Source organism: Inhella inkyongensis, from assembly GCF_005952805.1.
Lineage (GTDB): Bacteria > Pseudomonadota > Gammaproteobacteria > Burkholderiales > Burkholderiaceae_C > Inhella > Inhella inkyongensis.
The window spans coordinates 615498-639876 of the sequence record NZ_CP040709.1 but is presented as its reverse complement, the minus strand read 5'-3'; the positions used below and the strand labels follow the sequence as shown (position 1 = coordinate 639876).

Here is a 24379-nt window from a genome sequence, read left to right as displayed (position 1 = left end):
TGTATGAAAACGGATGCGTGCCAATTAGGCAGCGGCGGGCGCTTCGGCACCCTCGCCACGCTTGGCTGCCAGCGCCGCCAGAACGGCAGCGGTACGCTGCACGGGCGACTTGAGCAAACCAGCGATCTGCGACAGCAGGACTTCCTTGCTGGGCACAGATGCCAGAGTCTTCAGGCTGTTCACGTCCAGGGCCTTGCCGTTGTAGGCGCCACCCTTGAGGACCAGCTTGTCGTTGCTCTTGGCGAAGTCGGCCACCACCTTGGCGGCGGCGACTGCATCTTCGGAAAAGCCGTAGATCAGCGGACCGACCATCAGCTCCGCCGCGGGCTCGAACGGGGTGCCGGCAACAGCACGACGGGCCAGGGTGTTCTTCAGCACGTGAAGGTACACACCCTTGGACCGCGCGTCGATGCGCAGCTTGTTCAGAGCTTCCACGGTGAGGCCACGGTACTCGGCGATCGCGAGCGTCTGGGACTTGGCAGCTTGCGCGGCCACTTCCGAGACGACGGCTGCCTTCTCGTTGCGATTCAGACTCAAGGTCTATCTCCTCACATCGCGACGCCAGGGCTTGCACCCCGGAATCGCACCGGTTTTAGCGACCTTGCCGTCTTGGAGCCCCGATTTCAGTTTGCACTGCATCGGATATTCCTCGTCGGCGGGTACGCCATCTGCGCTGGCTTCAAGCCTTACGGCTCTCACTTAGGCCTCAGAGGCACCAACGGTCTTGGATGACCCGCCACTCGAAAGAGTGGCGGCCCACCACTTCCAGGCCTTCTTGCGTCGGCCTGAGATTTCTAGTTAGGCGGCAGCCTGGGCGTTGATCGAAGCGACTTCGACGCGGGCGCCAACGCCCATGGTCGAAGACAGCGCGACCTTGCGCAGGTAGACACCCTTGCTCGACGCCGGCTTGGCCTTGTTCAGGGCCTCGATCAGCGCGCGCAGGTTGTCAGCCAGCTTGCCGTCTTCAAACGAGCGACGGCCGATGGTGCCGTGAATGATGCCGCCCTTGTCAACGCGGAACTGGACCTGACCAGCCTTGGCGTTCTTCACAGCCGTGGCGACGTCAGGGGTCACAGTGCCCACCTTGGGGTTGGGCATCAGGCCGCGCGGGCCCAGGATTTGACCCAGGGTACCGACGATGCGCATGGTGTCGGGCGAGGCAATCACCACATCAAAGGGCATGTCGCCAGCCTTGACGCGCTCAGCCAAGTCTTCCATACCGACCATGTCGGCGCCGGCGGCCTTGGCTTCCTCAGCCTTGGCGCCTTGGGCGAACACAGCCACGCGCTTGGTCTTGCCGGTGCCGTGGGGCATCACGACGGCGCCACGAACCACTTGGTCCGACTTCTTGGCATCCACGCCGAGTTGCACGGCCACGTCGATCGACTCGTCGAACTTGGCGGTGGCCAGGCTCTTCACCAGGGCCAGGGCGTCAGCCAGCGGGTACAGCTTGGTCGACTCGACCTTGCCTTCCAGGGCCTTTTGCTTCTTGGTCAGCTTAGCCATCACACACCCTCCACGATGATGCCCATCGAACGGGCCGAGCCGGCGATGATGCGAACAGCACCGTCCAGATCAGCGGCGTTCATGTCCTTCATCTTGACCTTCGCGATTTCTTCCAACTGGGCGCGGTTCAGCTTGCCAACCTTGTCCAGATGCGGGCGCTGCGAGCCCTTCTCAATCTTGGCGGCCTTCTTGATCAGCACAGTCGCGGGAGGCGACTTGATCTCGAAGGTGAAGCTCTTGTCGGCGAAGGCGGTGATAACCACCGGCAGCACCAGACCCGGCTCCACGCCCTGCGTCTTGGCGTTGAACGCCTTGCAGAACTCCATGATGTTGAGACCACGCTGACCCAGCGCGGGACCGATCGGGGGCGAAGGGTTCGCCTTGCCGGCCGGAACTTGCAGCTTGATAAAGCCGACAATTTTCTTTGCCATGTATCACTCCTGAGGAGCGGCATTGCGCGCCGCCCCGAGTACAAACGCCAGCTCCATGCAGGCAACTGGCTCCTCATGCCCAAAATCGCGTTGGGCTGTCGCGGCCAGACGGGAGCCAAGACTCCCAGGCTCTGACGGGCCTTAAACCTTCTCGACTTGACCGAAGTCCAGTTCGACCGGCGTGGCGCGACCAAAAATGGTCACCGACACGCGCACCTTGCTCTTGTCGTAGTTGACTTCTTCGATGGCGCCATTGAAGTCGGCGAACGGGCCATCCTTCACACGCACCACCTCGCCCACCGTCCACTCGAACTTGGGACGCGGCTTTTCCACGCCCTCTTGCATCTGGTTGACGATCTTCATGACTTCGGCTTCCGAGATCGGGGCCGGGCGATTGCGCGCGCCACCCACGAAACCGGTCACCTTGCTGGTGTGCTTGACCAGGTGCCAGCTCTCATCGTCCAGCAGCATCTCGACCAGCACATAGCCCGGGAAGAAACGGCGCTCGGTGATGGCCTTCTTGCCATTCTTCAGCTCAACGACTTCTTCCGTTGGCACCAAGATGCGGCCGAACTTATCTTGCATGCCAGCGCGCTCGATGCGCTCGCGCAGATTGCGCTCCACAGCCTTTTCCATGCCGGAATAGGCATGGACGACGTACCAACGCTTCGGAGATTCGGTGATCGCTTCGCTCATATCTGCTCTCTTTAGCGCTTCCAGCCCAGGATCAGGTCGTAAAGCACCCATTCCAGCGTCTTGTCGGTCAGCCACAGGAAAAGACCCATCACCAGCACAAAGGCAAACACATAGCCGGTCATCTGCAAGGACTCCTTGCGGGTCGGCCAGACCACCTTTTGCACTTCGCGCCAGCTGTCGCGACCGAAACCAATCAGGCTCTTACCCGACTCACTGGTAAAAAAGACCACCACACCAGCAGCCAGCAGCGCCAGCAGGGCCGACCACTGCACCAAGCCGCCTTTGGCGCTCAGCAGGAAGTAGGCCGCCAGGCCGCCGACCACCAGCAGTGCAGCCGCAGCCAGCTTGGCCTTATCGGCGCCCGAGGTGATGGTTTCGACTTGGGTCATGGACATGGACATTGGGTTCGCGGAATCAGTTACCGCGTATCAGCAGCAAAGCCCGCCGGGTAAAACCGCAGCGGGCTGAAGGCGACTGGTGAAAGTCAGTGAGCTTTTCGGAATTTGCTGGCAGGGGCAGAGGGTCTCGAACCCCCAACCTTCGGTTTTGGAGACCGACGCTCTGCCAATTGAGCTATGCCCCTGCAGCGAAATCCTGAATTACTCGATGATGGTCGCCACGACGCCCGAACCCACGGTGCGGCCACCTTCGCGGATGGCGAAGCGCAGACCGGTTTCCATGGCGATCGGAGCGATCAGCTTGACGGTGATGCTGACGTTGTCGCCAGGCATGACCATTTCCTTGTCCTTCGGCAACTCGATCGAACCGGTCACGTCCGTGGTACGGAAGTAGAACTGGGGACGGTAGTTGTTGAAGAACGGGGTGTGACGGCCGCCTTCGTCCTTGCTCAGCACATACACCTCGCCGGTGAAGTGGGTGTGCGGCTTGATCGAACCGGGCTTGCTCAGAACCTGGCCACGCTCGACGTCTTCACGCTTGGTGCCGCGCAGCAGCACGCCAACGTTGTCGCCAGCCTGACCCTGGTCCAGCAGCTTGCGGAACATTTCCACGCCGGTCACGGTGGTGGTCTGAACGTCGCGGATACCCACGATTTCGATGGCCTCACCAACCTTGACGATGCCGCGCTCAACGCGACCGGTCACCACAGTGCCACGGCCCGAGATCGAGAACACGTCTTCCACCGGCAGCAGGAAGGCGCCGTCAATGGCACGCTCAGGCTGGGGGATGTAGGTGTCCAGCGCATCGGCCAGACGCATGATGGCTTGCTCGCCCAGGTCGCCCGTGTCGCCTTCCAGCGCCAGCTTGGCCGAACCCTTGACGATCGGGGTGTCGTCGCCCGGGAAGTCGTACTTGGAGAGCAGCTCGCGCACTTCCATTTCGACCAGCTCGAGCAGCTCAGCGTCGTCCACCATGTCGCACTTGTTCAGGAAGACGATGATGTACTTCACGCCCACCTGACGAGCCAGCAGGATGTGCTCACGGGTCTGGGGCATCGGGCCGTCAGCGGCCGAGCACACCAGAATGGCGCCGTCCATCTGAGCGGCACCGGTGATCATGTTCTTCACGTAGTCGGCGTGACCCGGGCAGTCCACGTGAGCGTAGTGGCGGTTGGCCGTCTCGTACTCAACGTGCGCGGTGTTGATCGTGATACCGCGAGCCTTCTCTTCAGGCGCTGCGTCGATCTGGTCGTAGGCCTTGGCCTCGCCACCGAACTTCTTCGACAGAACGGTCGCAATCGCGGCCGTCAGCGTGGTCTTGCCATGGTCCACGTGACCGATGGTGCCCACGTTGACGTGCGGCTTGGTGCGTTCAAACTTACCTTTTGCCATTTGGCGCTCCTGACGGTCTTTTCAGACAGAGGGGGAAGAGAAGGAAGAAAAGAGGGTGGTGCCCATGGCGGGAATCGGACCCGCGACCTCTCCCTTACCAAGGGAGTGCTCTACCACTGAGCCACATGGGCAGCGACACAGGGCTGCAGACTTGAGGAAATCTGCAATCCGATGTCGCCCTACCAACCAAACCAAACCGCTGGAGCGGGAGACGGGAATCGAACCCGCGTCATTAGCTTGGAAGGCTAAGGTTCTACCATTGAACTACTCCCGCTCTGGAATCCAGTTCCGGAGTTGCTCGCACTGGTGGAGGAGGCTGGATTCGAACCAGCGTACGCGTTAGCGGGCAGATTTACAGTCTGCTGCCTTTAACCACTCGGCCACCCCTCCAGGCGAGCCCGCCACTATAGCAGGGTGTTCAAAGAGCGCAAGGGGTCAGGCGGAAAAATCTTTATCCAGGTTCCAGGACCAAGGGCGGCCCTGCCGCTCCAGCCAAGCCTGGCTCTCGGAGAAATGGCCGCAGCCCATGAAGGGAACGGGCGGTCGCAGCGCCGACAAAGGCGAGGGGTGGTTGGTGCACAGCACCCGATGGCGAGCGCCAATCAACGAACGCTTGGCTTGCGCATGGCTGCCCCAAAGCAAAAACACCTTGGGATCACCTTCGCGGTCGACCGCAGAGATCAGTGCATCAGTCAAGCCTTCCCAGCCCCAACGCGCATGCGCTCCGGCCTGCCCGGCCTCAACGGTCAATGAGGTATTGAGCAGGAGCACGCCGCGCCGGGCCCAAGCACCCAGATGGCCGGTCATTGGGGGTTGCAGCCCCAGGTCTCGGTGCAACTCTTTGAAGATGTTGCGCAAACTAGGCGGAATGGCCTGCCCGGGCGGCACCGAGAAGGCCAGGCCCTCCGCCTGACCCGGGCCGTGATAGGGGTCTTGCCCCAGCAGCAGCACGCGGCAGTTCGCCAAGGGCGTGGCAGCCAGGGCGCGCAGGGGTTGGCTGGGGTAAATCGTGGCGCCCTCGCGCTGGCGCGCCTCGATCCGTCGGATCAGTTGCTGCGCCGCCTCTTGTTGGCGCCAATTCCGCAGGACGACCTGCCATTGGGGATCCAGGACCGCCAAGGCCTCGTCGTCAAAGCAACGACCCAGCGGCTGAGTCAATGCCCCGCTGCTCACGAACCGAACAACTCCGCCAGCGCGCCCCCCGGATCGGGCGCTCGCATGAAGGCCTCGCCGACCAGGAAGGCCTGCACATCAGCGGCGCGCAGGCGCTGCACATCGGCCGGGGTCAGCACGCCGGACTCCGTGATCAACAGGCGCTCGGCGCCGACCGCAGCGCGCAGACCCAGCGTGGTATCCAGACTGACCTCAAAACTGCGCAGGTTGCGGTTGTTGATCCCGATCAGCGGCGTCTTCAGTCGCAAGGCCCGGTCCAACTCCTCGGCGTCATGGGACTCCACCAACACATCCAGGCCCCAGTCCAGTGCGCAGGCCTCCAGTGCGTGCAGCTCTTCGTCCGAGAGGCAGGCCACGATCAGCAACACCGCGTCGGCGCCCATGGCCTTGGCCTCGACGATTTGGAGCGGATCGATCACAAAGTCCTTGCGCAGCACAGGCAGAGCACAGGCAGCGCGTGCGGCGCGCAGCGCTGCTTCGCTCCCCTGGAAGAACTGTCGATCCGTCAATACGCTCAGGCAGGCCGCACCATGGGCCGCGTAGCTCGATGCAATGGCGGCGGGTTCGAAGGGGTTCCGCAGCACGCCCTTGCTCGGGCTGGCTTGCTTGACCTCAGCAATCACCGCCGGCCGGCCTGCAGCAATCTTGGCGTTCAGGGCCTGGGCAAAGCCGCGCGCAGGGCCCTGCGCGGAGGCCGCGCGTTCCAACTCCGCCGCCCTTGGGCGCAGGGCCGCAATCTCTTCTTGTTTGACCGCGACGATGCGGCGCAAGATGTCGTCCATCGCCCTCAGCCCTGCTGTGTGGCCGCCACAAAGGCGTCCAACTTGGCGCGTGCCGCGCCACTGTCCATCACGGCGGCCGCTCGGGCCACCCCATCGGCAATGGAAGCCGCCACATCCGCGGCATAGAGCGCTGCACCGGCATTGAGCAGCACGATGTCGCGCGCCGGGCCGGCCTTGCCCGCCAGCACGTCCAGCAACATGAGCCGCGAGGCCTCGGCGTTCTCGACGCGCAAATTGCGAGTGGCGGACATGGCCAGCCCGAAGTCCTCGGGGTGGATGCTGTACTCGCTGACCTTTCCATCGCGCAGCTCACCCACCAGGGTGGCCGCCCCCAACGACACCTCGTCCAGCCCGTCCTGCCCGTAGACCACCAAGGCATGCCGCGCTCCCAAGCGCTGCAGCACCCGTACCTGGATGCCGACCAGATCGGGGTGGAACACCCCCATCAGGATGTTGGGCGCCCCGGCCGGATTGGTCAGCGGGCCCAGGATGTTGAAGATCGTGCGCACACCCAGTTCCTTGCGCACCGGGGCGATGTTCTTCATCGCTGGGTGATGGTTGGGGGCGAACATAAAGCCCAGCCCCACCTCGCTCAGGCAACGCGCCACGGCCTCGGGCTGCAGGTCGATGCGTGCGCCCAGGGCCTCCAGCACATCGGCACTGCCGCACTTGCTGCTGACGCTGCGATTGCCATGCTTGGCCACCTGGGCACCGGCCGCTGCCGCCACGAACATCGAGCAAGTGCTGATGTTGAAGCTGTGCGCCCCGTCGCCGCCCGTGCCCACCACATCCACCAGATGCGGGTGAGCCGGCGCCTGCACCTTGCGGCTTAGCTCGCGCATCACCTCGGCCGCGGCCGCGATCTCGCCCACGGTCTCCTTCTTCACCCGCAGGCCAGTGATCAGTGCGGCCGCCATGACAGGGGACATCTCGCCCGTCATGATGCGCCGCATCAGGGCCAACATCTCGTCCGGAAAGATCTCGCGGTGTTCGATGACGCGCTGCAGGGCTTCTTGATCGGTGATCGGCATGCTTCAGTTCTCAAGGTAATGCCGCAGCGCGGCAGCGGCGTGGTCCACGCCTTCGGCGTCCACATCCAGATGGGTGACAAAACGCAGGCGATAGAGCCCGGTGGCCAGCACGCCCTGCGCCGCCAAATGCGCCAGCAGGCCCGCGCCCCGACGCTGCGCCAACTCAGGCCTCAGGTCGGCAAACACGATATTGGTCTGCGGCATCGCCACGTTCAGCCCGGCGATGCCCTGTAGGCCTTCGGCCAGGCGCCGCGCCAGCGCATGGTCATCGCGCAGCCGCTCCAGATGGTGATCAAGCGCATACAGCGCGGCGGCCGCCAAGCCACCGGCCTGGCGCATCGCGCCGCCACACATCTTGCGCCAGCGCCGCGCGCTCGCCATCAGCTCGGCCGAGCCGCACAGCACCGAGCCCACCGGCGCGCCCAAGCCCTTCGAAAAGCAAACCGAAACCGAATCGAAGCCGGCGCAAATGGCGCGCGCGTTCGCCAGCACGTCGCCGGGCGCCGCGGCTGCGGCATTGAAGAGCCGTGCGCCATCCAGATGCAGGGCCAAGCCATGCCGGCGCGCCAAGCCCTGCGCCTGGGCCAAGTAGTCTGGGCTCAGCACCTGGCCGCCGATGGTGTTCTCCAGGCACAACAGCCGGCTGCGCGCAAAGTGCGGGTCATCGGGCTTGATGGCGGCGTCGATGTCGGCCAACGCCAAGCTACCGTCCAGCTGCTGCGGCAGCGGCTGGGGCTGGATGGAGCCCAGCACCGCCGCACCGCCGGCCTCCCAGCGATAGCAATGCTGCTGCTGGCCCACGATGTATTCGTCGCCGCGCTGGCAGTGGCTCATCAAGGCCACCAGATTGCTTTGCGTGCCACTGGGCAGGAAGAGGGCAGCCTCAAAGCCCAGGCGCTCCGCCACCGCCTGCTGCAGGGCATTCACGCTGGGGTCATCGCCAAACACGTCGTCGCCCAGCGGTGCGGCGGCCATGGCGGCCTGCATGCCCGGCGTCGGGCGGGTCACGGTGTCACTGCGCAGATCGATGGTTTTCATAGGCTCAAGCCCAGAAAGTTCTTCAACTGCGCATGCCCATGCTCGGAGAGGATGGACTCCGGGTGGTACTGCACGCCCTCGATGGGGGTGGGCGTACCCGCCAGCTCGCGATGGCGCACACCCATGATTTCGCCGTCCTCGCTGCGCGCTGTCACCTCCAGCTCGGGCGGGCAACTCTGCGGCTCGATGACCAGCGAGTGGTAGCGAATCACGCTGAACTGCGCCGGCAGGCCCTTGAAGAGGCCGCGCTGATCGTTATGAATCACGCTGGCCTTGCCGTGCATCTGCCGCTGCGCCCGCACGATGCGCCCGCCCAGGGCCTGGCCGATGCTTTGGTGCCCCAGGCACACACCCAGGATGGGCAGCCGCCCCTTGAAGGCCTGAATGGCCGGCACGCAGACCCCAGCCTCATTGGGCGTGCAGGGCCCGGGTGACAGGATCAGATGGCTGGGCTGCAGGGCCGCAATGCCCGCCACATCGATTTCGTCGTTGCGCAACACCTTGACCTCGGCGCCCAGCTCGCCCAGGTACTGCACCAGGTTGAAGGTGAAGCTGTCGTAGTTGTCGATCATCAAGACCATGACTATTGCCCCCTAGACGCGTTCCGCGTCGCCCCCCCAAGGGGGCGCGTGCCAATCTTGAGGCGGCTCGGCGAGTGGCACATCAGAACCCCCTCTCCACCATCTCTGCCGCGGCCAGCACCGCCCGTGCTTTGGCCTCGGTTTCCTGCCACTCCAGCTCGGGCACCGAATCCGCCACCACCCCGGCCGCCGCCTGGGCGTACAGATAGCCGTCCTTGACGATGCCGGTGCGGATGGCGATGGCCACGTCCATGTCGCCGGCAAAGCTCAGGTAGCCGCAGGCGCCGCCATAGATGCCGCGCTCCACCGGCTCCAACTCATCGATCAGCTCCATCGCCCGCACCTTGGGCGCGCCGGTCAGGGTGCCGGCCGGAAAGCTCGCCTTCAGCACATCGAGTTGCCCCACCTCGGGGCGCAGCACGCCTTCAACGTTGCTGACCAGGTGCATCACATGCGAGTAGCGCTCCACATCAAAAGCCGCCGTGACCTGCACCGAGCCCGTGCGCGCCATGCGCCCGATGTCGTTGCGCGCCAGGTCGATCAGCATCAGGTGCTCGGCGCGCTCTTTGGGGTCGGCGCGCAGCTCCTCCTCCAGCTCGCGGTCCAGCGCCACGCTGGCGCCCCGCGGTCGGGTGCCCGCCAGCGGGCGAATGGTGACGCGCCGCCCGCCGCCCTCGGCGACTGCCCGATGCTCCTCGCGCACCAGAATCTCCGGTGAGGCGCCGGCGATCTGAAAGTCCCCCATGTCGTAGAAGTACATATAGGGACTGGGGTTGAGCGTGCGCAGCGCCCGGTACAGGCTGAGCGCATCGGCCGTGAAGCGCTTTTTCAGCCGCTGGCCAATCACGACCTGCATGCAGTCGCCCGCCGCAATGAACTCCTTGGCCCGGCGCACCGCCTGCAGATAGTCCTCGGGGTCGCGTTCGCGCTCGACCGGCTGGGCCGGGCTGGGCGCCACCTCGGGCAGGCTGACCGTGCGACGCAGGCGCTGGGCCAGAACCTCCAGCCGCGCCTGGGCTGCGCAATAGGCCTGCGGCTGCGCCGGGTCGGCCCAGACGATTAGATAAAGGCGACCGCTCAGGTTGTCGATCACCGCCACTTCTTCGGTCAGCAGCAAAAGGATGTCCGGCGTGCCCAGGCCGCCACCTTGGCGACCCGCCGCCAGACGGGGCTCGATGGCACGCACCGCCTCATAGCCAAAGTAGCCCGCCAAACCGCCGCAAAAACGCGGCAGGCCCGGCACCACGGCGGGACGCAGCCGCTCCTGAAAGGCCGCCACAAAGTCCAGCGCATTGCCCTCAAAACGCTCCACCACCGCGCCGTCGGTCACCACCTCGCAGGCGGTGCCGGTGGCTCGCAGCAGGGTGCGGGCCGCCAAGCCGATGAAGGAGTAACGCCCGAAGCGCTCCCCTCCCAGCACGGACTCCAGCAAAAAGCTGTGCGCACGTTGGTCGCCGCACAGCTTCAGGTAGAGGGACAGGGGGGTTTCGAGGTCCGCCAGGGCCTCACGCACCAGGGGGATGCGGTTGTGCCCGGCAGCCGCCAGGCGCAGAAATTCTTGCTCGTTCGTGATCACGTCGGGTTCCACAAAGATCAGACCCGGGCGTGGTCAGGCCACGCCCTCTTCAGCGGCGCATCAGCCAGGGTCGCCAGGGCCAAGCTCCCCGGTCGCCAGACCCTTTGGTGAAGTTGCGAGACACGAACATGGGCGGCAGTGTAGCGGCGCCCTTTCGGGATCGTGGGTTGAGCCTTCGCGCTTGGCGGCTGTCGGCTTTCTTTCACTGGCTCAGGTTTCCCCGGCTGCGATTGGGCGTCACAAACCGCCACAATTCGCGCCCTGAAAGCCACTCCCCGGAGAACCCATGCGCCGCGCCCTGCTGACCACCCTGCTTGCCCTGGCCCTGCCGCTGGGCTCCCTGGCTCAGACCGTCGAAGCGGGCGGGGCCAAGTTCGACACCTCGATGGAAGTCGGCGGCCAGAAGCTGGTCCTGAACGGCCTGGGCGTGCGCTACAAGGCCGTGTTCAAGGTCTACAGCGTGGGCTTCTACCTGAAGCAAAAAGCCGACACGACCGACGGCGTGGTCAAGCAAGACGGCCCCAAGCGCGTGCTGCTCAAGCTGCTGCGCGACCTGGATTCCAAGGATCTGGGCAAGGCCTTCACCGAGGGCATGCGCAAGAACAGCGTGCCGGAAGAGCGCGCCAAGACCATCAACGGCATCTTCAAGTTCGGCGAAATCTTCAATGAAATGAAGAAAGCCAACGCCGGCACCGCCATCGGCATCGACTGGATCCCCGGCACCGGCGCGCAGATCTTTGTGGACTACAAGCCGGTGGGCGAGCCCATCAAGGAAATCGAGTTCTACAACGCCCTGCTGCGCATCTGGCTGGGCGAGAACCCGGCCGATGAAGACCTCAAGGAACTGCTGCTGGGCAAGGAGAAGAAGTCCCGTCGCGGTTGAAGCCCTGATCCAGCCGGTCGAGATGCCAATCGGCCGGTACTGAATCGATGGGCTCGCCATGGTTGTAGCCGTGGCGCAGCAACACCAGCGCACCGCAGCCGGCCGCCCGCGCGGCCTCGGCGTCGTTGGCGGAGTCCCCCACCATGCCGACGCGTGCCGGCGCCAGGCCCAGCAGTTCGCAGGCGCGCAGCAGCGCATCGGGTTCCGGCTTGGGCCGCAAGTTCGGCCCGCCGCCCACCACCGCCTCGAAGTCGTCCCGCAGGCCCAAAGCTGCCAGCAGCGCCTCGGCGTTGGCCTGCGGCTTGTTGGTCACACACACCAGGCGCCAGCCGTGCGCACGCAGCGCCTTTAACCCCGGCACCACGCCCTCGAACACAGACGCATGTTTGCCATTGACCTCGCGGTAGTGCCGCTCATACAGCGCCCAGGCCGGCTCGAAGGCCGACTCCGGCTGCTGCCACAGCTGCAGCAGGTCGCGCACCAGCTGCGCGCCACCGCGCCCGATCAGGCGCCGCACCTGCTCGGCCGTGGCCGCCGGTGCGCCCAAGGCCTGCGCCACCGGCTGCAGCGCCGCCACAAAATCCCCCAGGGTGTCGACCAAGGTGCCGTCCAGGTCGATCAACCAAGCCTCGATATGTTTGAACTCCATGGCCGCAAGTGTCGCGGCCCGCGCTTGAGAGGATCGCCATGAACCCGATCTGGTGTCTGGGCGGTGCAGTTTGGGACCGCAAGCTCTGCCTGCTCAGCGCCCCGGTGCAGGCCAGCTCCAACCCGGTGCGCGAGAGCTCCTCGCCCGGCGGCGTGGCCCGCAATGTGGCGCACAACCTCAGCCAGCTGGGCCTGAATGCTGCCCTGCTCAGCGCCTGGGGCGACGACGCCGCCGGCGCCCTGCTGCGCATGGACTGCCTGCGTCAGGGCCTGAACATCGACGCCGTGATCACCGTGGCCGACGCCGCCACCGGCGCCTACACCGCCGTGCTGGGCGCCGACGGCAATCTGTTGCTCGGCCTGGCCCAGCTGGATGCCCTAGAGACCCTGACCCCGGCGAGGCTGCTGCGCAGCCAGGCCGCGCGGGCGCGCGCGCCGCTGCAGCTGGCCGACCTGAACCTGCGCCGCGACACCTTGGCCACCTGGCTGGCCGAGGAGCGCCAGGGCCTGGCCGTGCTGCTGGCGGTGTCCGAGCCCAAGATGGCCTCCTTGCCCGAGGACCTCAGCCGGCTGGACCTCCTGATCGCCAACAGCGGCGAATGGTGGGCCGCCGGCGGCAACAGCGAACTGGCCCGGCGCGGCCTGCAACGCGCCCTCGTTACGCAGGGGGCCCAAGGCGTGCGCCTGGGCGAATGGCGCGCCGGCCACTGGAAGTGGCAAACCCTGCCCGCCTTGCCATTGAGCCAGATCCGCGACGTCACCGGCGCCGGCGACGCCTTTGCGGCCGGCGTGCTGGCGGCCCTGGCCAGCGGCCAGACCGACTGGGCCGCCGCCGCCCGCTTTGGCCAGCGCCTCTCGCAGGTCTGTCTGCAATCCCTGCACAGCGTAGCCCCGGAAATCACCCCGGCCCTGCTCAATGAACTGGAGAAACCCGATGCAAGCTGAATGGCTGCGCTGCTCGCCCGAAGTCGCGAGCGCTTTGAAAGACGGCCGTCCGGTGGTGGCCCTGGAATCCACCATCGTGGCCCATGGCATGCCCTACCCCGACAACCTGGCCACCGCCCAGGCCGTGGAGGCCATCATCCGTGAACAAGGCGCCGTGCCCGCCACCATCGCTGTGATGGACGGCGCCATCCGCGTGGGCCTCACGCCGAACGAGCTGGAACAGCTGGCCCGCGCCGGCAGCCAGGCGCTCAAACTCAGCCGCCGCGACATCGCCTACTGCGTCAGCCGGCGCCTGTTGGGCGCCACCACCGTGGCCTCCACCATGCTGTGCGCGGCCGCCGCCGGCATCCGCGTGTTCGTCACCGGCGGCATCGGCGGCGTGCACCGCGGTGCAGCGCAAAGCATGGACGTGAGCGCCGACCTGATGGAACTGGCCCGCACCCCCGTGGCCGTGGTCTGCGCCGGCGCCAAGAGCATCCTGGACCTGCCCTTGACGCTGGAAGTGCTGGAAACCCAGGGCGTGCCCGTGGTCGCCATCGGCCAGGCCGCCTTCCCGGCTTTCTACACGCGCGACAGCGGCCTCAAGGCCGACTTCCGCATCGACGAGCCCGCGCAGCTCGCCGCGTTCCTGCGCTGCCATTGGGGCCTGGGCCTGCCCAGCGGCGTGGTGCTGGCCAACCCGGTGCCGGTGGCCGATGAGATCCCGGCCGCGACCGTCGAGACCTGGATCGCCCAAGCCCTGCGCGAGGCCGGCGAGCAAGGCATTCAGGGCAAGGCCAGCACGCCCTTCATGCTCAAGCGCCTGGCCGAGCTGTCGGAGGGGCGCTCGCTGGCGACCAATATTGCTTTGGTGAAGCACAACGCGGTGGTGGGGGCTCGAGTGGCCGTCGAACTGGCCACTCGGGGCTGAGGGCATAGACCGCAAGGCTTCACCCGGCGCCCCAAACCCGTCAGCGCGCCTCCCGCGCGTCAAACAGCTCCCTCGCCAAGCCTTCCAAGGTCCCGTAGTGCGGGTCCTGCTCGCTCACATCCAGCCGCCCCGCCTCGCTGTCGGCAAAAAAGGCGGTGCAGTGTGCTGCGCGGTCCGGCGCGGCCTTCAGCGCGGCATCGGCCTGGGCATGGGCCGTCTTCTGCCGGGCGCCGGCCTGCTCCAGCTTGAGTTGGAAGTTCGTCAGCGGATCCCGGGGCCCATCGCGCTTTTGGGTATAGCGGGCGATGGCGGCCAGATAGCGATGGTTCTTGCCCTGCCAGCGGCTCTCCTCCGGCTCGGCATAGCGCGAGGGCGGCATGCCCAATTCCTTGCGGCAGCGCTCGGCCATGCGCGCGATGAAATAACCGCGCAGGCCCATCAACTCAGCGACGGCATCGCGCTCGGGCGTGACCGCCGGCTTCACCGCCGCCAACTCGGCCCGCGACATCTCGCGCGGGGCCTCGCCCTGCGCCCCAACTGGCAAAGCCGCCACCATCAACACCCAGGGGATCCAACGCCGCATGCCCGCTCGCTCTTCTTGGTTTCAGTCGGCTCCCAAAGAGCCAGTGCGCGCAGGGTACAGGCAGTCAGCGCGTTGCCCCGTCGACGAGCCGGTCAAGGGAGCCGCACCACAAAGCGGGTTAGTCTGCGGCACCTTCAACCGCAACATCCACCGGAGATCGCCATGCCCAAGGGCCAGCAACGCAGCAACAAGGAAAGCAAGAAGCCCAAGAAGGACAGCAGTCCAGCCAAACCCGTTTCCGGTGCGGCACCGATGCCGTCGGTGGTGACGCAGGTGATGGAGCGGGGGAAAAAGAAGGTCGGCTAACTTTTTCAGGGAGGGCGAGCGGGCAGGCTTGACCTTGGATCGCACGACATTCAAGTCCGAAATCAAGGACTAAAGACCTGGCCGTTGGCTCCAATTACTGCGAGATTGGTTGGCTTGAATCGAAGGGTGGCTCGGACTTGCGAAACAGATTAGACACCACGGCTTTGACACCACCGTCGTCAGTCTTCAGCACACTGTTGAACAAGACCATGCTCAGCGCAGACTGAGGCAGGCTGAAGTTCCGGTTAAATGGTTTGACTGACCAGGCATTCGCAATTGCCCGGTCGATCTGCCGTTCAATGCTCCCAACCACTGTCTTTGCCGCATGATCCCGCGAAACTCGCTCTCGAACAAAAAACGCCGCGGCATCTTTGGCGGCCCGCCAGATGAAATTCCACATCTGGGCAGCAGAGAAATTATCCAGCCCTTTTCTTAATACCATTATTGTTTTTTCGCCGATTGAGTAATTTAGTTGGTGCTCCGCCAATGACAAGTTTAGGAATGCAATGCACTCCTGCAATGCGAGCTCTTTTGCGAGGCCCTCCAACTCATGATGGTGTCGCTTAGCGAATTCAGGGGAGGCAATCAGCTCCTCAACTGAGTCGATGAATTCCAACGGATCTGGGTCGGGAAGCAGCAGTTCAACTTCATCTATGTAGAATTGAAAGTCTCCCGCCTCTGTTTTTGACATTTTCGAGATGTCAGAATTGGGGCTTACGATGACAAGTCGTGCTGCGTATAGCTCTCGCAATATTTGCAGACCAAAGTCATCCTCAGGACTGTAGAGAACAGTTTTGAGAGACTTATACGGCGCAATGGCAGATAAATCCTCGCGGGCACCAAGTCTAATCAATGCAGCGAGACAAACAATTTGACGGGCGCTAAGATCGAGAGGGCTAACTGGGTTACCAAGGGCAGCTTCTGCATATACAGCCAGACGCTCCCTTATCGCTATTCTGTCCTCATCAATGGCCGCCTGTACACAGCCACCGCATGTCCATGGCGGATTGGGTTCGCCGCAATTGAATTCAGTTCTATTCTTGAATTCAAAGGGGCACGCACAATTGACGCAAGACAATGTCTTCGAGAGGGCTCTGGACCCTTGGCTGACAATTTTGCTGATATCTGGCGCCCGCCTGCTGAACAACTTCGATAGTTGAGCCACCGTGAAAGTGAATTTCGCGTCAGTGCCGCGATCCCAATAGGCCTTGCATAACTCAATATCCTTTGGTGTCGTTGCAAAAATCTCAATCTTCATTCACTCTCCACCCATAAATCTCTATTTGACTATTGGCCGGCAGTGGACTTGACCCAATCTCCAAGTCATACGTTTTGCCACGACCGCCCATCACCCCTGTCAGCCCCTGAATCCCCCCACCGCCCTCTCAATCAAATCCAGCGTCTGATCAAACGCCGCCGCGCTGGAGTAATAGGGGTCGGGGACGTCCTGGCCCTGCAAATCCGGCACATGGTCCAGCAGCAGTCGCAGACGCGTCGGCGGGGCCTCAGGGAAGAGGCGGCGCAGGTCGGAGAGGACGTCTTTGTCCAGCGCCAGGATGAACTCGAACTTGGCCAGGTCTTCGCGCTGCACGCGGCGCGAGCGCCATTTGGGGTCGACGGTGTAGCGGCGGCGCTCCAGGGCGGCCTGGGCGCGGGCGTCCATGCGCTCGGGGCGGCTGGCGGCCTGCACGCCGGCCGAGGCCACGCGCTGCAGCCCGAGGGCCAGCGCGCAGGCGCGGAACACTACCTCGGCCATCGGCGAACGGCAGAGGTTCGCGCGACAGACCAGCAGCACCGAACTCATGGCCTTCAGCGCGCCAGCTCGGCGCGCATGTCGTCCATCACCGCCTTGTAGTCGCCCTGGCCAAAAATGGCCGAGCCGGCCACGAAGGTGTCGGCGCCGGCGTCGGCGATGCGGCGGATGTTGTCCACCTTGACGCCGCCGTCGATCTCCAGGCGGATGTCGCGGCCGGTCTGATCAATGAGCTTGCGCGCTTTTTCGAGCTTGCGCAGCGCCGAGTCGATGAAGCTTTGGCCGCCAAAGCCGGGGTTGACGCTCATGATCAGGATCAGGTCGACCTTGTCGATCACCCAGTCCAGCACATCCAGCGGCGTGCCGGGGTTGAACACCAGCCCGGCTTGTTTGCCCTCGGCCTTGATCAGCTGCAGCGTGCGGTCCACATGGCGGCTGGCCTCGGGGTGGAAGCTCACCAGGTCGGCGCCGGCCTTGCAGAAGGCCTGGGCCAGGGCGTCCACGGGTTCCACCATCAGGTGCACGTCGATGGCGGCGGGGCGGCCATCGGGCAGTACGCAATGCGGGCGCAGGGCCTGGCAGACCATCGGGCCGAAGGTCAGATTCGGCACGTAATGGTTGTCCATCACGTCGAAGTGAATCCAGTCCGCACCGGCGGCCAGAACGTTGCGACATTCCTCGCCCAGGCGGGCGAAGTCGGCGGAGAGAAGGCTGGGGGCGATGCGGTAGGTCATGGGGCAGGGATTCTAGGTAGGCACCCTGAAGACCGAACGGGCCTGCAGCGCCGCGGCACGCGCCCAGCAGCCCTCGGCATGGTCGTTCACCAGGCCCATGGCCTGCATGAAGGCATAGACCGTGGTGGGGCCGACAAAGCGAAAGCCCAATTTTTTAAGCTGTTTGGACAGGGCCTGCGAGGCCGCCGACTCGGCGCGGAAGGCCAGTGCGGGGGCGGGCTTTTCCTCGAAGCTCCAGACCAGCGCCGCCAGGCTTTGGCCGCGCTCGTGCAGGGACTTGAGCGCCCGCGCGTTGCCGATGGTGGCTTCGATCTTGCCGCGATGGCGCACGATGCCGGCGTCCGCCAAGAGCCGCTGCACATCGGCCTCGGTGAAGGCGGCCACCCGGGCCGCATCAAACCCGGCAAAGCCGGCGCGAAAGGCCTCGCGCTTGGCCAGGATGGTGCGCCAGGAGAGGCCCGCCTGGAACCCTTCGAGGCAGAGCTTTTCAAACAGCCGGGTCTCGTCGGCCACTGGGAAGCCCCACTCCTGGTCGTGGTACTGCCGGTAGAGCGGAAAATCCGCCACCTCGCACCAGGCGCATCGCGCCCGGCCGTCATCCCCTTCGATTGCCTTCATGTCCAACACTCCTTCGCGCGCCGCGTTTCGCTGCCAGGTTCAGGTCGAGCCGCTGGCCGAGCAGACCGACCCGGCCCAGGGTCAGTGGGCCTACCGCTACACCGTCACCATCGAGAACTGCGGCAGTGTGCCGGCTCAGTTGGTGGCGCGGCATTGGCAGATCGTCGATGCCAAGGGCCTGGTGGAGGAGGTGCGCGGCCTGGCTGTGGTCGGCCACCAGCCCTATCTGCAACCCGGCCAGAGCTTTCAGTACAGCAGCTGGGCCGCCATCGCCACGCCGCAGGGCAGCATGAAGGGCCGCTATCTGTGCGTCAGCGAAGAGGCCGAGGTCTTCTACGCCGAGGTGCCCGAGTTCCTGCTCGCGGCCAGCGGCCAGCTTCACTAGGGCCTGTTAACACTATGCGTAGCCAGCGCGTTGCCATCCAGAAGAGGCGCCAACGAGGCGCGAAACGAAGCCGGGGCAGATCCCCCGGCGAGGCTTCGAAACGAAGTGGGCGCCTCCTTCTGGTGGCAACCCGTAGGGAACGGGCCTGGCCGACCGCCATGCGTCGTTGCAACCCTCGCCCAGGCGCGAGCCTGGGCGCCGCGCCTAGCTTGGCGGCCGGCCAGGTCCGTTCGCGCGGCTTCGCGTAGTGTTAACAGGCCCTAATCCGGTTCGTCTTCATCCTTGCGGCGCGAGCCCATCGTCCACCAGACGATGCCGATCGCCAGCGCCAGCACCAAACCCATTTCCAACAAGATCACGCCCATGCGCGCATTGCACCATGGCTTGGCGCTGGCCCTGGCGCTGTGGATAGCCCTGCTGGCCCTGTTGACCGGCTGCGCCAGCCCACCGCCCCAGCCTTCGCCGGCCCCCGTCACGCTTCCGCCCACACCCAGCGCCCCCTTGCAGCCGCCCAGCCCGCTGGGAGACTTCACCCAGAACGAGCGCGCCCGCTGGACGCCCGTGCCCTGGAGCGAACTGCCCGGCTGGGGCGAAGACGCCGCCGAAAGCCTGTGGCCGGCGCTGCGCCAGAACTGCGCGCGCCCCGCCCCCGGCTGGGAGAAGCTCTGCGCCCGGCTGCTGCTGGAAGAAGCGCCAGGCGACCGGCTCCAGGCCCACGGCTGGCTGATGACCCATTTGCAGCCCCACCGCGTCGAGAGCCTGGACGGCAACCTCCAGGGCCTCGCCACCGGTTACTTTGAACCCGAGCTGCGCGCGCGCCGCCAGAGTGATGCGCGCTTCCGCGTGCCGCTGTTCGGCCCGCCCGCCGACGCCCAATTGGCGCGCGCGCCGCGTCAGCAGATTGACCAGCAATGGCCTGGCCGTCTGCAGCCCCTGCTGTATGTGGAAGACGCGCTCGACGCCCTGCTGCTGCAGATCCAGGGCTCGGGCCGCGTCAGCGTGCGCGAACCCGATGGCAGCGAGACCCGTCTGCGCCTGGCCTTTGCGGGGCACAACGACCAGCCCTACCGCTCGGTGGGCCGCTGGCTGATCGACCAAGGCCTGCTCAAGGCGCACGAGGCCAACTGGCCCACCATCAAGGCCTGGGGCCAGGCCAACCCGGCGCGCCTGAACGAGCTGCTGTGGGCCAATCCGCGCGTGGTGTTCTTCCGCCTCGAAGCCCTGCCCGATCCCAGCCTGGGCCCCAAGGGCGCGCAGGGCCTGCCCCTCACCCCTGGGCGGTCCATCGCGGTGGACAAGGCCGCCATCCCCTACGGCAGCCTGCTGTGGCTGGACACCACCGAGCCGCTGAGCCAGACGCCGCTGCGCCGCCTGGTGCTGGCGCAGGACACCGGCAGCGCCATCCTGGGCGCGGTGCGAGCCGACTACTTCTGGGGCTGGGGCCCCGAGGCCGAGGCCCAGGCCGGCCGCATGAAGCAGGCGCTGCGCTACTGGTTGTTGCTGCCGCGCTAGGGTGAATTGGGGGGCCGTTGCGCGGTACAGGCCATCAAAATGCGCCCCATGTCCACCGCCCTCCCGCGCCGCACCTTGCTTCTGGGCGGAACGGCCTGGACGCTCGGCGCAGCCGCCCAGACGCCGCGCCTGCGCCTGCTGAGCGAGGACTTCCCGCCAGTGAATTTCGAGGCGCAGGGGCGTCCTTCCGGTCTGGCCGGCGAATTGGTACTGGCGCTACAGCAACGCCTCGGCCTTGATCTGCCCATCGAGTTCATGCCCTGGACCCGGGCCTATGACTTGGCCCAGAGCGCAGCCCCGATCTGCCTGTTCACCATGGCGCGCGCGGCCCACCGCGAGAAGCTGTTCAAGTGGGTCGGCCCGGTGGTGGACTTTCAAAACGCACTGTTCAAGCGCAAAGACAACCCGCTGCAGCTCAAGACCCTGGGCGACGCCGCGTTTGCTGAAGGCATCCTGGTGGTGCGCGAATGGGCCTCGGCCCAGGAGCTGCAGCGGCGCGGCTTCCAGAATCTGGTCGAAGTGAGCCAGGCCGGCGCGGCCCTGCGCATGCTGGTGGCCGGGCGTGCGCCGCTGATGGCCTTTGAGTTGCTGACCCTGCCCGATCTGCTCAAGCGCGAGGGCCTGCCGCCCGACGCGGTGCAGGCCGCCCACGTCTACACCGGCTCGCTCGGCTATCTGGCGTTCTCACTGGCCACGCCCGACGCCGAGGTGCGGCGCTGGCAACTGGCCTTGGACGCCATGAAGCGCGACGGCAGCTTTGCCCGCCTGTTCAAGCGCTGGCTGCCGCACATGACGCCCCCCTGATCACAGCGGCCGCAGATCGGCGCCGCGCAGGCCCACCAGCAGCGCCCGACCGCTGGCATCGACGCGGAATTCGGCATAGCGCGCCGCCTCCCAGCGCGCCGCCTCGCCTTCCTTGAAGAACCAGGCGTCACTCACCAGGGTCCAGCGACCGGCCTTGGGGCTGAGCTCCACACGCAGCTCGTCATCCGCCAGCGCCTCGCCTTCGCGGTGGAGGCGGCGCCACTGCGCCACCCCGCGCGCATCGCGGGCCAGCACCAACATGGGACGCTGGGCGCCGGTCTGCGGTCCGGGCTCTGGCACCGTAGCCAGGCGCAACAGGGCGTAGTCCAGGCGCATGAAGTCGCCCTGCATCAGCGAACGCGGATCCACCGGGGCCAGTTCCACAAAGACGGGTTGGCCCTGCTGGATCAGACGTTCCTTCAGCACGATGCCCGCATTCACGAGCAAGAGCCCAGCCGCCAGACTCAGGCCCAAGCCCCAGGGGCGGGCCAGCGCGCCGGCGCCCTCAGACCGGGGCTGCGCCCCGCCGCGCTGCCAGCGCACCAGCAGAGCCGTCAACGCACCCAGCCCCACCAAACCCAGGGCCTTGTGCTGCAGCGCCCAGTCCAGGCGGTAATAGAAGCTACCCAGCACCCACAACGCCGCCACCCCGGCGGCCACCGCCAGCCGGCCGCGCTGCTGACGCAAGGCCAGCGCCGCCAGCAGGGCCAGAGGCCCCAAGGCCGGCAGCACCCAGGCCAGCGCCGCCAACAGCAGCACTGCGCCTGCCCCCTGCGCGGAACGCAGGCCCGGCCAGCGCCGCGCCAGCAGCCCGCCCGCCAACAAGACCAGGGGCAACGCCCACAGACCCTCACGCTGCCAGGGGCTGTGCCATCCAGCGGACCAACTGCCCCCTGCGTCCATCACGCCACCGACCAAAAAGCTCATGCCCGACTGCAAAGCCAGCGCCACCGCCAGCACCAAGAACCAACCCGCGCCAACGGCATCCGCCCACAGCGCCCAGCGCGCCGGCCAGCGCTCCCACCAGGCCAGGCCCAGCAGCGCCGTCAGCGCCAGGGTGGGCAGCCAGAAACTGGCCTCAGGCCCCCAGAAGCGCGGCTGCCAGGCCAGCAGGAAAAGGGCCGCCGCCCCGGCGCCCAAGAGCTTGCGCAACCAGGCCGGACTCAGAAAGGCGGCCAGCAGCAACTGCAGCAGCGCGATCAAGCCCCAGACCCAGCGCTCGGACAGCTCCCGGTGCAGACCCCACCCCAGGCACAACAGCCCGACCAAGAGCACCGGCACCGCCAGCTGTTCGACAAAAAGCGGCAGGCCCGGGCTGCGCAACAACACCACCGCCAGCGCCAAGGCCGCGCTGCCCAGCACGAAGAGGGTCGGCCCCTCATCCACCCAGCGGCCGAACAGCGCCCCCACCAGCAAGAGCAGGGGGATCACCGCCAACCAAGCGCCGAGGGCCGTCAACACCAGCACCGGCCAAGGGCGGGTCTGCCCCTGGGGCCAGGTGGCCTCGGGGCTCAACAGCCCGGCGGAGCGCGCCTTGTGCAAGAACTCAGCGCCGTTCATGGCTGCACCTCCTTCTGCTCCAGCCGACGCGCCAGCCGCATCAACTGACTGACAGTGGCCGCCAACAGGCCGGCCGCCACCAAACCGATCAGCAGCAGGCTGCCGATGTGATCGCCCCCGCCCCGGAACAGGAGCCGGGACAAGCCTGCCACCGCCCAGACGTTCAGGGCCAGTGCGAACACGCTCAGCAGCACCATGTCGGCGCGCTGCCATTGACTCAGCAGCCCCGCCCCGGCCAGCAGACCGGCCATCCAATAGGGACTGCCCACCCGTTCATCAAACAGGGTGGCCAGGCCCCAGCCCATCAGCAGCAACGCGGACCACAGGCCCAGCGCCCGCGCCCCCCAGGCTGCGCCGCGCCACTGCAAGAAGGCCAGCGCCGCGGCCAACAGCGCACTGGCCTGCATCAGCAGGGGCAGGTCTTCGGAACCCAACATCCAGCGCTGCCCAGCGTGGGCATGGGTCCACAAGGTCACGCCCAGCGCCAGCACCAAGCTCCAGGGCGCCCACAGCAGGTCGTGCCGCAACTGCAGCGCCAGCGGCAGCGTCAGCAGGGCCCAGAGCGCAAATAGCTGCCAGGGGTCGGCGCCGGTCTGATAGGTCTGGCCAAAGTAGGCCAGCACACCGCCCTGCAGCAGCAAGGCCAACAAGCCGGCCGCCAGGCGTGCGCGCGGCAGGCGCCACGCCACGAGCAAGGTCAGCACCCAGGCGCCCTGCAGGATCAGGAAATGGGTGCTGCGCGACCACGCCCCCCAATTGGCCGCCACCCACATCAAGAGGCCAAAGCCCATCAAACCCGCCGCCAGCAGGCGCAGCCCCAAGTCCAGCCCGGCACGCGCACCCGCAGGCTCACGCTCCAGCCCGGCCAGAGCCAGCAAGGCCGGTTGCTGCGCAGGCGGCAGCGTGGCAGACAAATTCAGGATGCCGGATCGAAGGTCAGGAGCGTGCATGGCGGACTCAAGCGAACGGGATGGCGCGCATGGTAGGCAGATCCAGGATCTGGGATCCGCTCCAAGCCGCAAAGTAGCCTCTGACGGGCCCCAGAGCAGCGCAGGGTCGGCCCGCAGCGGCGCCAACCAGCCCTGGCGCCCATGAAAAAAGCCCGGTTGCAAACGCAACCGGGCTTCTCAATTCAACACCTCGATAACGAGATCAGTTGAACAGGCGAATGACCTGCGCCGTCCACATGGCTTCCTTGTCGCTGCCCTTGGCTTCCCAGTGCTTCAGCTCCTTGGCCAAATACTGCTTGGCCTCCGGGCTGCCCAGGTCACCGATGGCCTTGAGGGCCATGGCACGGTCGGCCCACTGCGCATCGCGGCCCTCGTAGATGGACTTCAATTGCCCGAACTGGTCTTGCGCCTTCAGCACACCGAGCGAGGCCATGGCGGCAGCCCGGACGTATTCGTCACTGTCTTTCAGCAAGCCGACCAAGAAGGGCACAGCCTTCGGGTTGTGCAAGGTACCCAGGGCATGCACATCCAGGAAGGCCTCGGCGCTGCGCGGCGTGGCGCTGAGCTTCTTCACCAGCGCATCCACCTGAGCGTCGGTGCCCTTGTAGCCATAACGCTGGGCAGCGATCTTGCTGGCCAGTTCCTTGACCGCCAGTGACATCGGCTGGTTGAAGGTGGGCTCGACCACTTCGTCAAAGCTCCACACCGGCACCTTGCCGCGTCGCACAAAGGCCACCACACGCTCCTTGCCACGCGGGGTGTCCACATCGGCAGCCAGGAAGGTCAGCGTCACGAAGGGCGAGAAACCATTGCTGCGATGGTTCAGGACACGGAAGGTCTGCAGCTGGATGGCCGCCGGTCCACTGCCCGCCTGAACCTGCAGGGGCAGGCCGCGCGATGCCAGCTCTGCCTGCAGCGCCTTGGCCAGGAAGGCCGGGGGATCCACCGGGCCCTCTTGCGTGCGAAGCGTGGCGGGCAGGGTGCCCGAACTGAAGTCGCGCTCGGTGCCTTTGCGCTGGTCTTCCAGCTTCAGCGTTTCGGCGCTCGGGCCGCTCAACTCGACACGCAAACCGCTCGGGTCCGGGTGCTTGAGCAAATAAGCCTGCGGTGCGCATGCGGTCAGCACGGGCAAGGCCAGCAGGGCCAGTCGAAGTTTCCAAGTTGTCATGAGTCCTCCCCAAAAA

28 protein-coding genes and 4 tRNA genes are annotated in these 24379 nt (G+C 65.9%); 7 read left to right on the top strand and 25 right to left on the bottom strand.

Annotated elements, in window-relative coordinates:
* Positions 1-24: 24 nt before the first annotated feature.
* From rplJ to FF090_RS03120, 16 genes are all read right to left on the bottom strand, one after another.
* The gene (gene rplJ, locus FF090_RS03195) at positions 25-537 is read right to left on the bottom strand and encodes a 50S ribosomal protein L10 (protein WP_138855356.1); all 513 of its coding nucleotides are present in this window, start codon (positions 535-537) and stop codon (positions 25-27) included.
* A gap of 261 nt (positions 538-798) precedes the next feature.
* Positions 799-1506: a 50S ribosomal protein L1 gene (gene rplA, locus FF090_RS03190; RefSeq protein WP_138855355.1), complete on the bottom strand. Its 708-nt coding sequence runs from the start codon at positions 1504-1506 to the stop codon at positions 799-801.
* Positions 1506-1937, bottom strand: coding sequence for a 50S ribosomal protein L11 (rplK, locus tag FF090_RS03185; RefSeq protein WP_127682636.1), 432 nt, complete (start codon positions 1935-1937; stop codon positions 1506-1508). The genes rplA and rplK overlap by 1 nt, the downstream gene beginning before the upstream one ends.
* A 141-nt stretch (positions 1938-2078) precedes the next feature.
* Complete coding sequence (gene nusG, locus FF090_RS03180) at positions 2079-2633, bottom strand: transcription termination/antitermination protein NusG (RefSeq protein ID WP_138855354.1); 555 nt, start codon at positions 2631-2633, stop codon at positions 2079-2081.
* A gap of 11 nt (positions 2634-2644) precedes the next feature.
* A complete protein-coding gene (secE, locus tag FF090_RS03175) occupies positions 2645-3028 on the bottom strand; it encodes a preprotein translocase subunit SecE (RefSeq protein WP_138855353.1) in 384 nt (127 codons plus the stop codon).
* 112 nt (positions 3029-3140) lie between these two features.
* Positions 3141-3216: transfer RNA gene (locus FF090_RS03170), tRNA-Trp, on the bottom strand.
* A gap of 16 nt (positions 3217-3232) precedes the next feature.
* Positions 3233-4423, bottom strand: coding sequence for an elongation factor Tu (gene tuf, locus FF090_RS03165; protein ID WP_138855352.1), 1191 nt, complete (start codon positions 4421-4423; stop codon positions 3233-3235).
* A 56-nt stretch (positions 4424-4479) separates the two neighbouring features.
* A tRNA-Thr gene (locus FF090_RS03160) sits at positions 4480-4554 on the bottom strand.
* 69 nt (positions 4555-4623) lie between these two features.
* Positions 4624-4697: transfer RNA gene (locus tag FF090_RS03155), tRNA-Gly, on the bottom strand.
* Between the two features lie 30 nt (positions 4698-4727).
* A tRNA-Tyr gene (locus tag FF090_RS03150) sits at positions 4728-4813 on the bottom strand.
* 45 nt (positions 4814-4858) lie between these two features.
* Positions 4859-5581 carry a uracil-DNA glycosylase gene (locus FF090_RS03145; RefSeq protein ID WP_138855351.1) on the bottom strand — a complete coding sequence of 241 codons (723 nt, stop codon included), beginning with the start codon at positions 5579-5581 and terminating at the stop codon, positions 4859-4861.
* A gap of 11 nt (positions 5582-5592) precedes the next feature.
* Positions 5593-6378 carry an indole-3-glycerol phosphate synthase TrpC gene (gene trpC / locus FF090_RS03140; protein ID WP_138855350.1) on the bottom strand — a complete coding sequence of 262 codons (786 nt, stop codon included), beginning with the start codon at positions 6376-6378 and terminating at the stop codon, positions 5593-5595.
* A 5-nt stretch (positions 6379-6383) separates the two neighbouring features.
* Positions 6384-7409: an anthranilate phosphoribosyltransferase gene (gene trpD / locus FF090_RS03135; protein ID WP_138855349.1), complete on the bottom strand. Its 1026-nt coding sequence runs from the start codon at positions 7407-7409 to the stop codon at positions 6384-6386.
* Positions 7410-7412: 3 nt separating this feature from the next.
* Positions 7413-8447, bottom strand: coding sequence for a low-specificity L-threonine aldolase (ltaE, locus tag FF090_RS03130; RefSeq protein ID WP_138855348.1), 1035 nt, complete (start codon positions 8445-8447; stop codon positions 7413-7415).
* The gene (locus FF090_RS03125) at positions 8444-9028 is read right to left on the bottom strand and encodes an anthranilate synthase component II (protein WP_138855347.1); all 585 of its coding nucleotides are present in this window, start codon (positions 9026-9028) and stop codon (positions 8444-8446) included. The genes ltaE and FF090_RS03125 overlap by 4 nt, the downstream gene beginning before the upstream one ends.
* 82 nt (positions 9029-9110) lie before the next feature.
* Complete coding sequence (locus FF090_RS03120) at positions 9111-10601, bottom strand: anthranilate synthase component I family protein (RefSeq protein ID WP_138858272.1); 1491 nt, start codon at positions 10599-10601, stop codon at positions 9111-9113.
* A gap of 289 nt (positions 10602-10890) precedes the next feature.
* Between FF090_RS03120 and FF090_RS03115 the strand changes: the two genes are divergently transcribed.
* A complete protein-coding gene (locus FF090_RS03115) occupies positions 10891-11487 on the top strand; it encodes a chalcone isomerase family protein (RefSeq protein ID WP_138855346.1) in 597 nt (198 codons plus the stop codon).
* Here FF090_RS03115 and gph read toward each other — a convergent pair.
* A complete protein-coding gene (gph, locus tag FF090_RS03110) occupies positions 11441-12136 on the bottom strand; it encodes a phosphoglycolate phosphatase (protein WP_138855345.1) in 696 nt (231 codons plus the stop codon). The genes FF090_RS03115 and gph overlap by 47 nt on opposite strands.
* Positions 12137-12174: 38 nt before the next feature.
* Between gph and FF090_RS03105 the strand changes: the two genes are divergently transcribed.
* Positions 12175-13080 (top strand): PfkB family carbohydrate kinase, encoded by a 906-nt coding sequence (locus FF090_RS03105; protein WP_138855344.1) that lies wholly within the window; start codon positions 12175-12177, stop codon positions 13078-13080.
* A complete protein-coding gene (locus FF090_RS03100) occupies positions 13070-13990 on the top strand; it encodes a pseudouridine-5'-phosphate glycosidase (RefSeq protein ID WP_138855343.1) in 921 nt (306 codons plus the stop codon). The genes FF090_RS03105 and FF090_RS03100 overlap by 11 nt, the downstream gene beginning before the upstream one ends.
* Positions 13991-14030: 40 nt before the next feature.
* Here the strand turns inward: FF090_RS03100 and FF090_RS03095 are convergent, their stop codons facing one another.
* Positions 14031-14573 carry a hypothetical protein gene (locus tag FF090_RS03095; RefSeq protein WP_138855342.1) on the bottom strand — a complete coding sequence of 181 codons (543 nt, stop codon included), beginning with the start codon at positions 14571-14573 and terminating at the stop codon, positions 14031-14033.
* 162 nt (positions 14574-14735) lie between these two features.
* Here FF090_RS03095 and FF090_RS19085 point away from each other — a divergent pair, with 162 nt between their 5' ends.
* Positions 14736-14879, top strand: a complete 144-nt coding sequence (locus FF090_RS19085) for a hypothetical protein (protein WP_175423503.1) — start codon at positions 14736-14738, stop codon at positions 14877-14879.
* A 94-nt stretch (positions 14880-14973) separates the two neighbouring features.
* Here the strand turns inward: FF090_RS19085 and FF090_RS03090 are convergent, their stop codons facing one another.
* From FF090_RS03090 to FF090_RS03075, 4 genes are all read right to left on the bottom strand, one after another.
* Positions 14974-16137, bottom strand: a complete 1164-nt coding sequence (locus tag FF090_RS03090) for a hypothetical protein (protein WP_138855341.1) — start codon at positions 16135-16137, stop codon at positions 14974-14976.
* Between the two features lie 99 nt (positions 16138-16236).
* Positions 16237-16683 carry a low molecular weight protein-tyrosine-phosphatase gene (locus tag FF090_RS03085; RefSeq protein WP_138855340.1) on the bottom strand — a complete coding sequence of 149 codons (447 nt, stop codon included), beginning with the start codon at positions 16681-16683 and terminating at the stop codon, positions 16237-16239.
* Positions 16684-16688: 5 nt separating this feature from the next.
* On the bottom strand, positions 16689-17366 hold the full coding sequence (gene rpe, locus FF090_RS03080; RefSeq protein WP_138855339.1) for a ribulose-phosphate 3-epimerase: 678 nt from the start codon (positions 17364-17366) through the stop codon (positions 16689-16691).
* A gap of 12 nt (positions 17367-17378) precedes the next feature.
* Positions 17379-17984: a DNA-3-methyladenine glycosylase I gene (locus tag FF090_RS03075; RefSeq protein ID WP_138855338.1), complete on the bottom strand. Its 606-nt coding sequence runs from the start codon at positions 17982-17984 to the stop codon at positions 17379-17381.
* Between FF090_RS03075 and apaG the strand changes: the two genes are divergently transcribed.
* The 3 genes from apaG (at position 17983) to FF090_RS03060 (ending at position 20685) form a co-directional block, all read left to right on the top strand.
* Complete coding sequence (apaG, locus tag FF090_RS03070) at positions 17983-18369, top strand: Co2+/Mg2+ efflux facilitator ApaG/CorD (RefSeq protein ID WP_138855337.1); 387 nt, start codon at positions 17983-17985, stop codon at positions 18367-18369. The genes FF090_RS03075 and apaG overlap by 2 nt on opposite strands.
* A 363-nt stretch (positions 18370-18732) precedes the next feature.
* Positions 18733-19881 carry a murein transglycosylase A gene (gene mltA / locus FF090_RS03065; RefSeq protein WP_246071497.1) on the top strand — a complete coding sequence of 383 codons (1149 nt, stop codon included), beginning with the start codon at positions 18733-18735 and terminating at the stop codon, positions 19879-19881.
* A 48-nt stretch (positions 19882-19929) separates the two neighbouring features.
* On the top strand, positions 19930-20685 hold the full coding sequence (locus FF090_RS03060) for a substrate-binding periplasmic protein (protein WP_175423502.1): 756 nt from the start codon (positions 19930-19932) through the stop codon (positions 20683-20685).
* Here FF090_RS03060 and FF090_RS03055 read toward each other — a convergent pair whose 3' ends face one another.
* The 3 genes from FF090_RS03055 to FF090_RS03045 form a co-directional block, all read right to left on the bottom strand.
* On the bottom strand, positions 20686-22245 hold the full coding sequence (locus tag FF090_RS03055) for a GDYXXLXY domain-containing protein (protein ID WP_175423501.1): 1560 nt from the start codon (positions 22243-22245) through the stop codon (positions 20686-20688).
* Entirely contained in the window at positions 22242-23195 is a 954-nt protein-coding gene (locus tag FF090_RS03050; protein ID WP_138855333.1) for a DUF2157 domain-containing protein, read from the bottom strand. Before FF090_RS03050 ends, FF090_RS03055 begins: the two co-directional genes overlap by 4 nt.
* 202 nt (positions 23196-23397) lie before the next feature.
* The gene (locus tag FF090_RS03045; protein WP_138855332.1) at positions 23398-24363 is read right to left on the bottom strand and encodes a HEAT repeat domain-containing protein; all 966 of its coding nucleotides are present in this window, start codon (positions 24361-24363) and stop codon (positions 23398-23400) included.
* Positions 24364-24379: the final 16 nt, after the last annotated feature.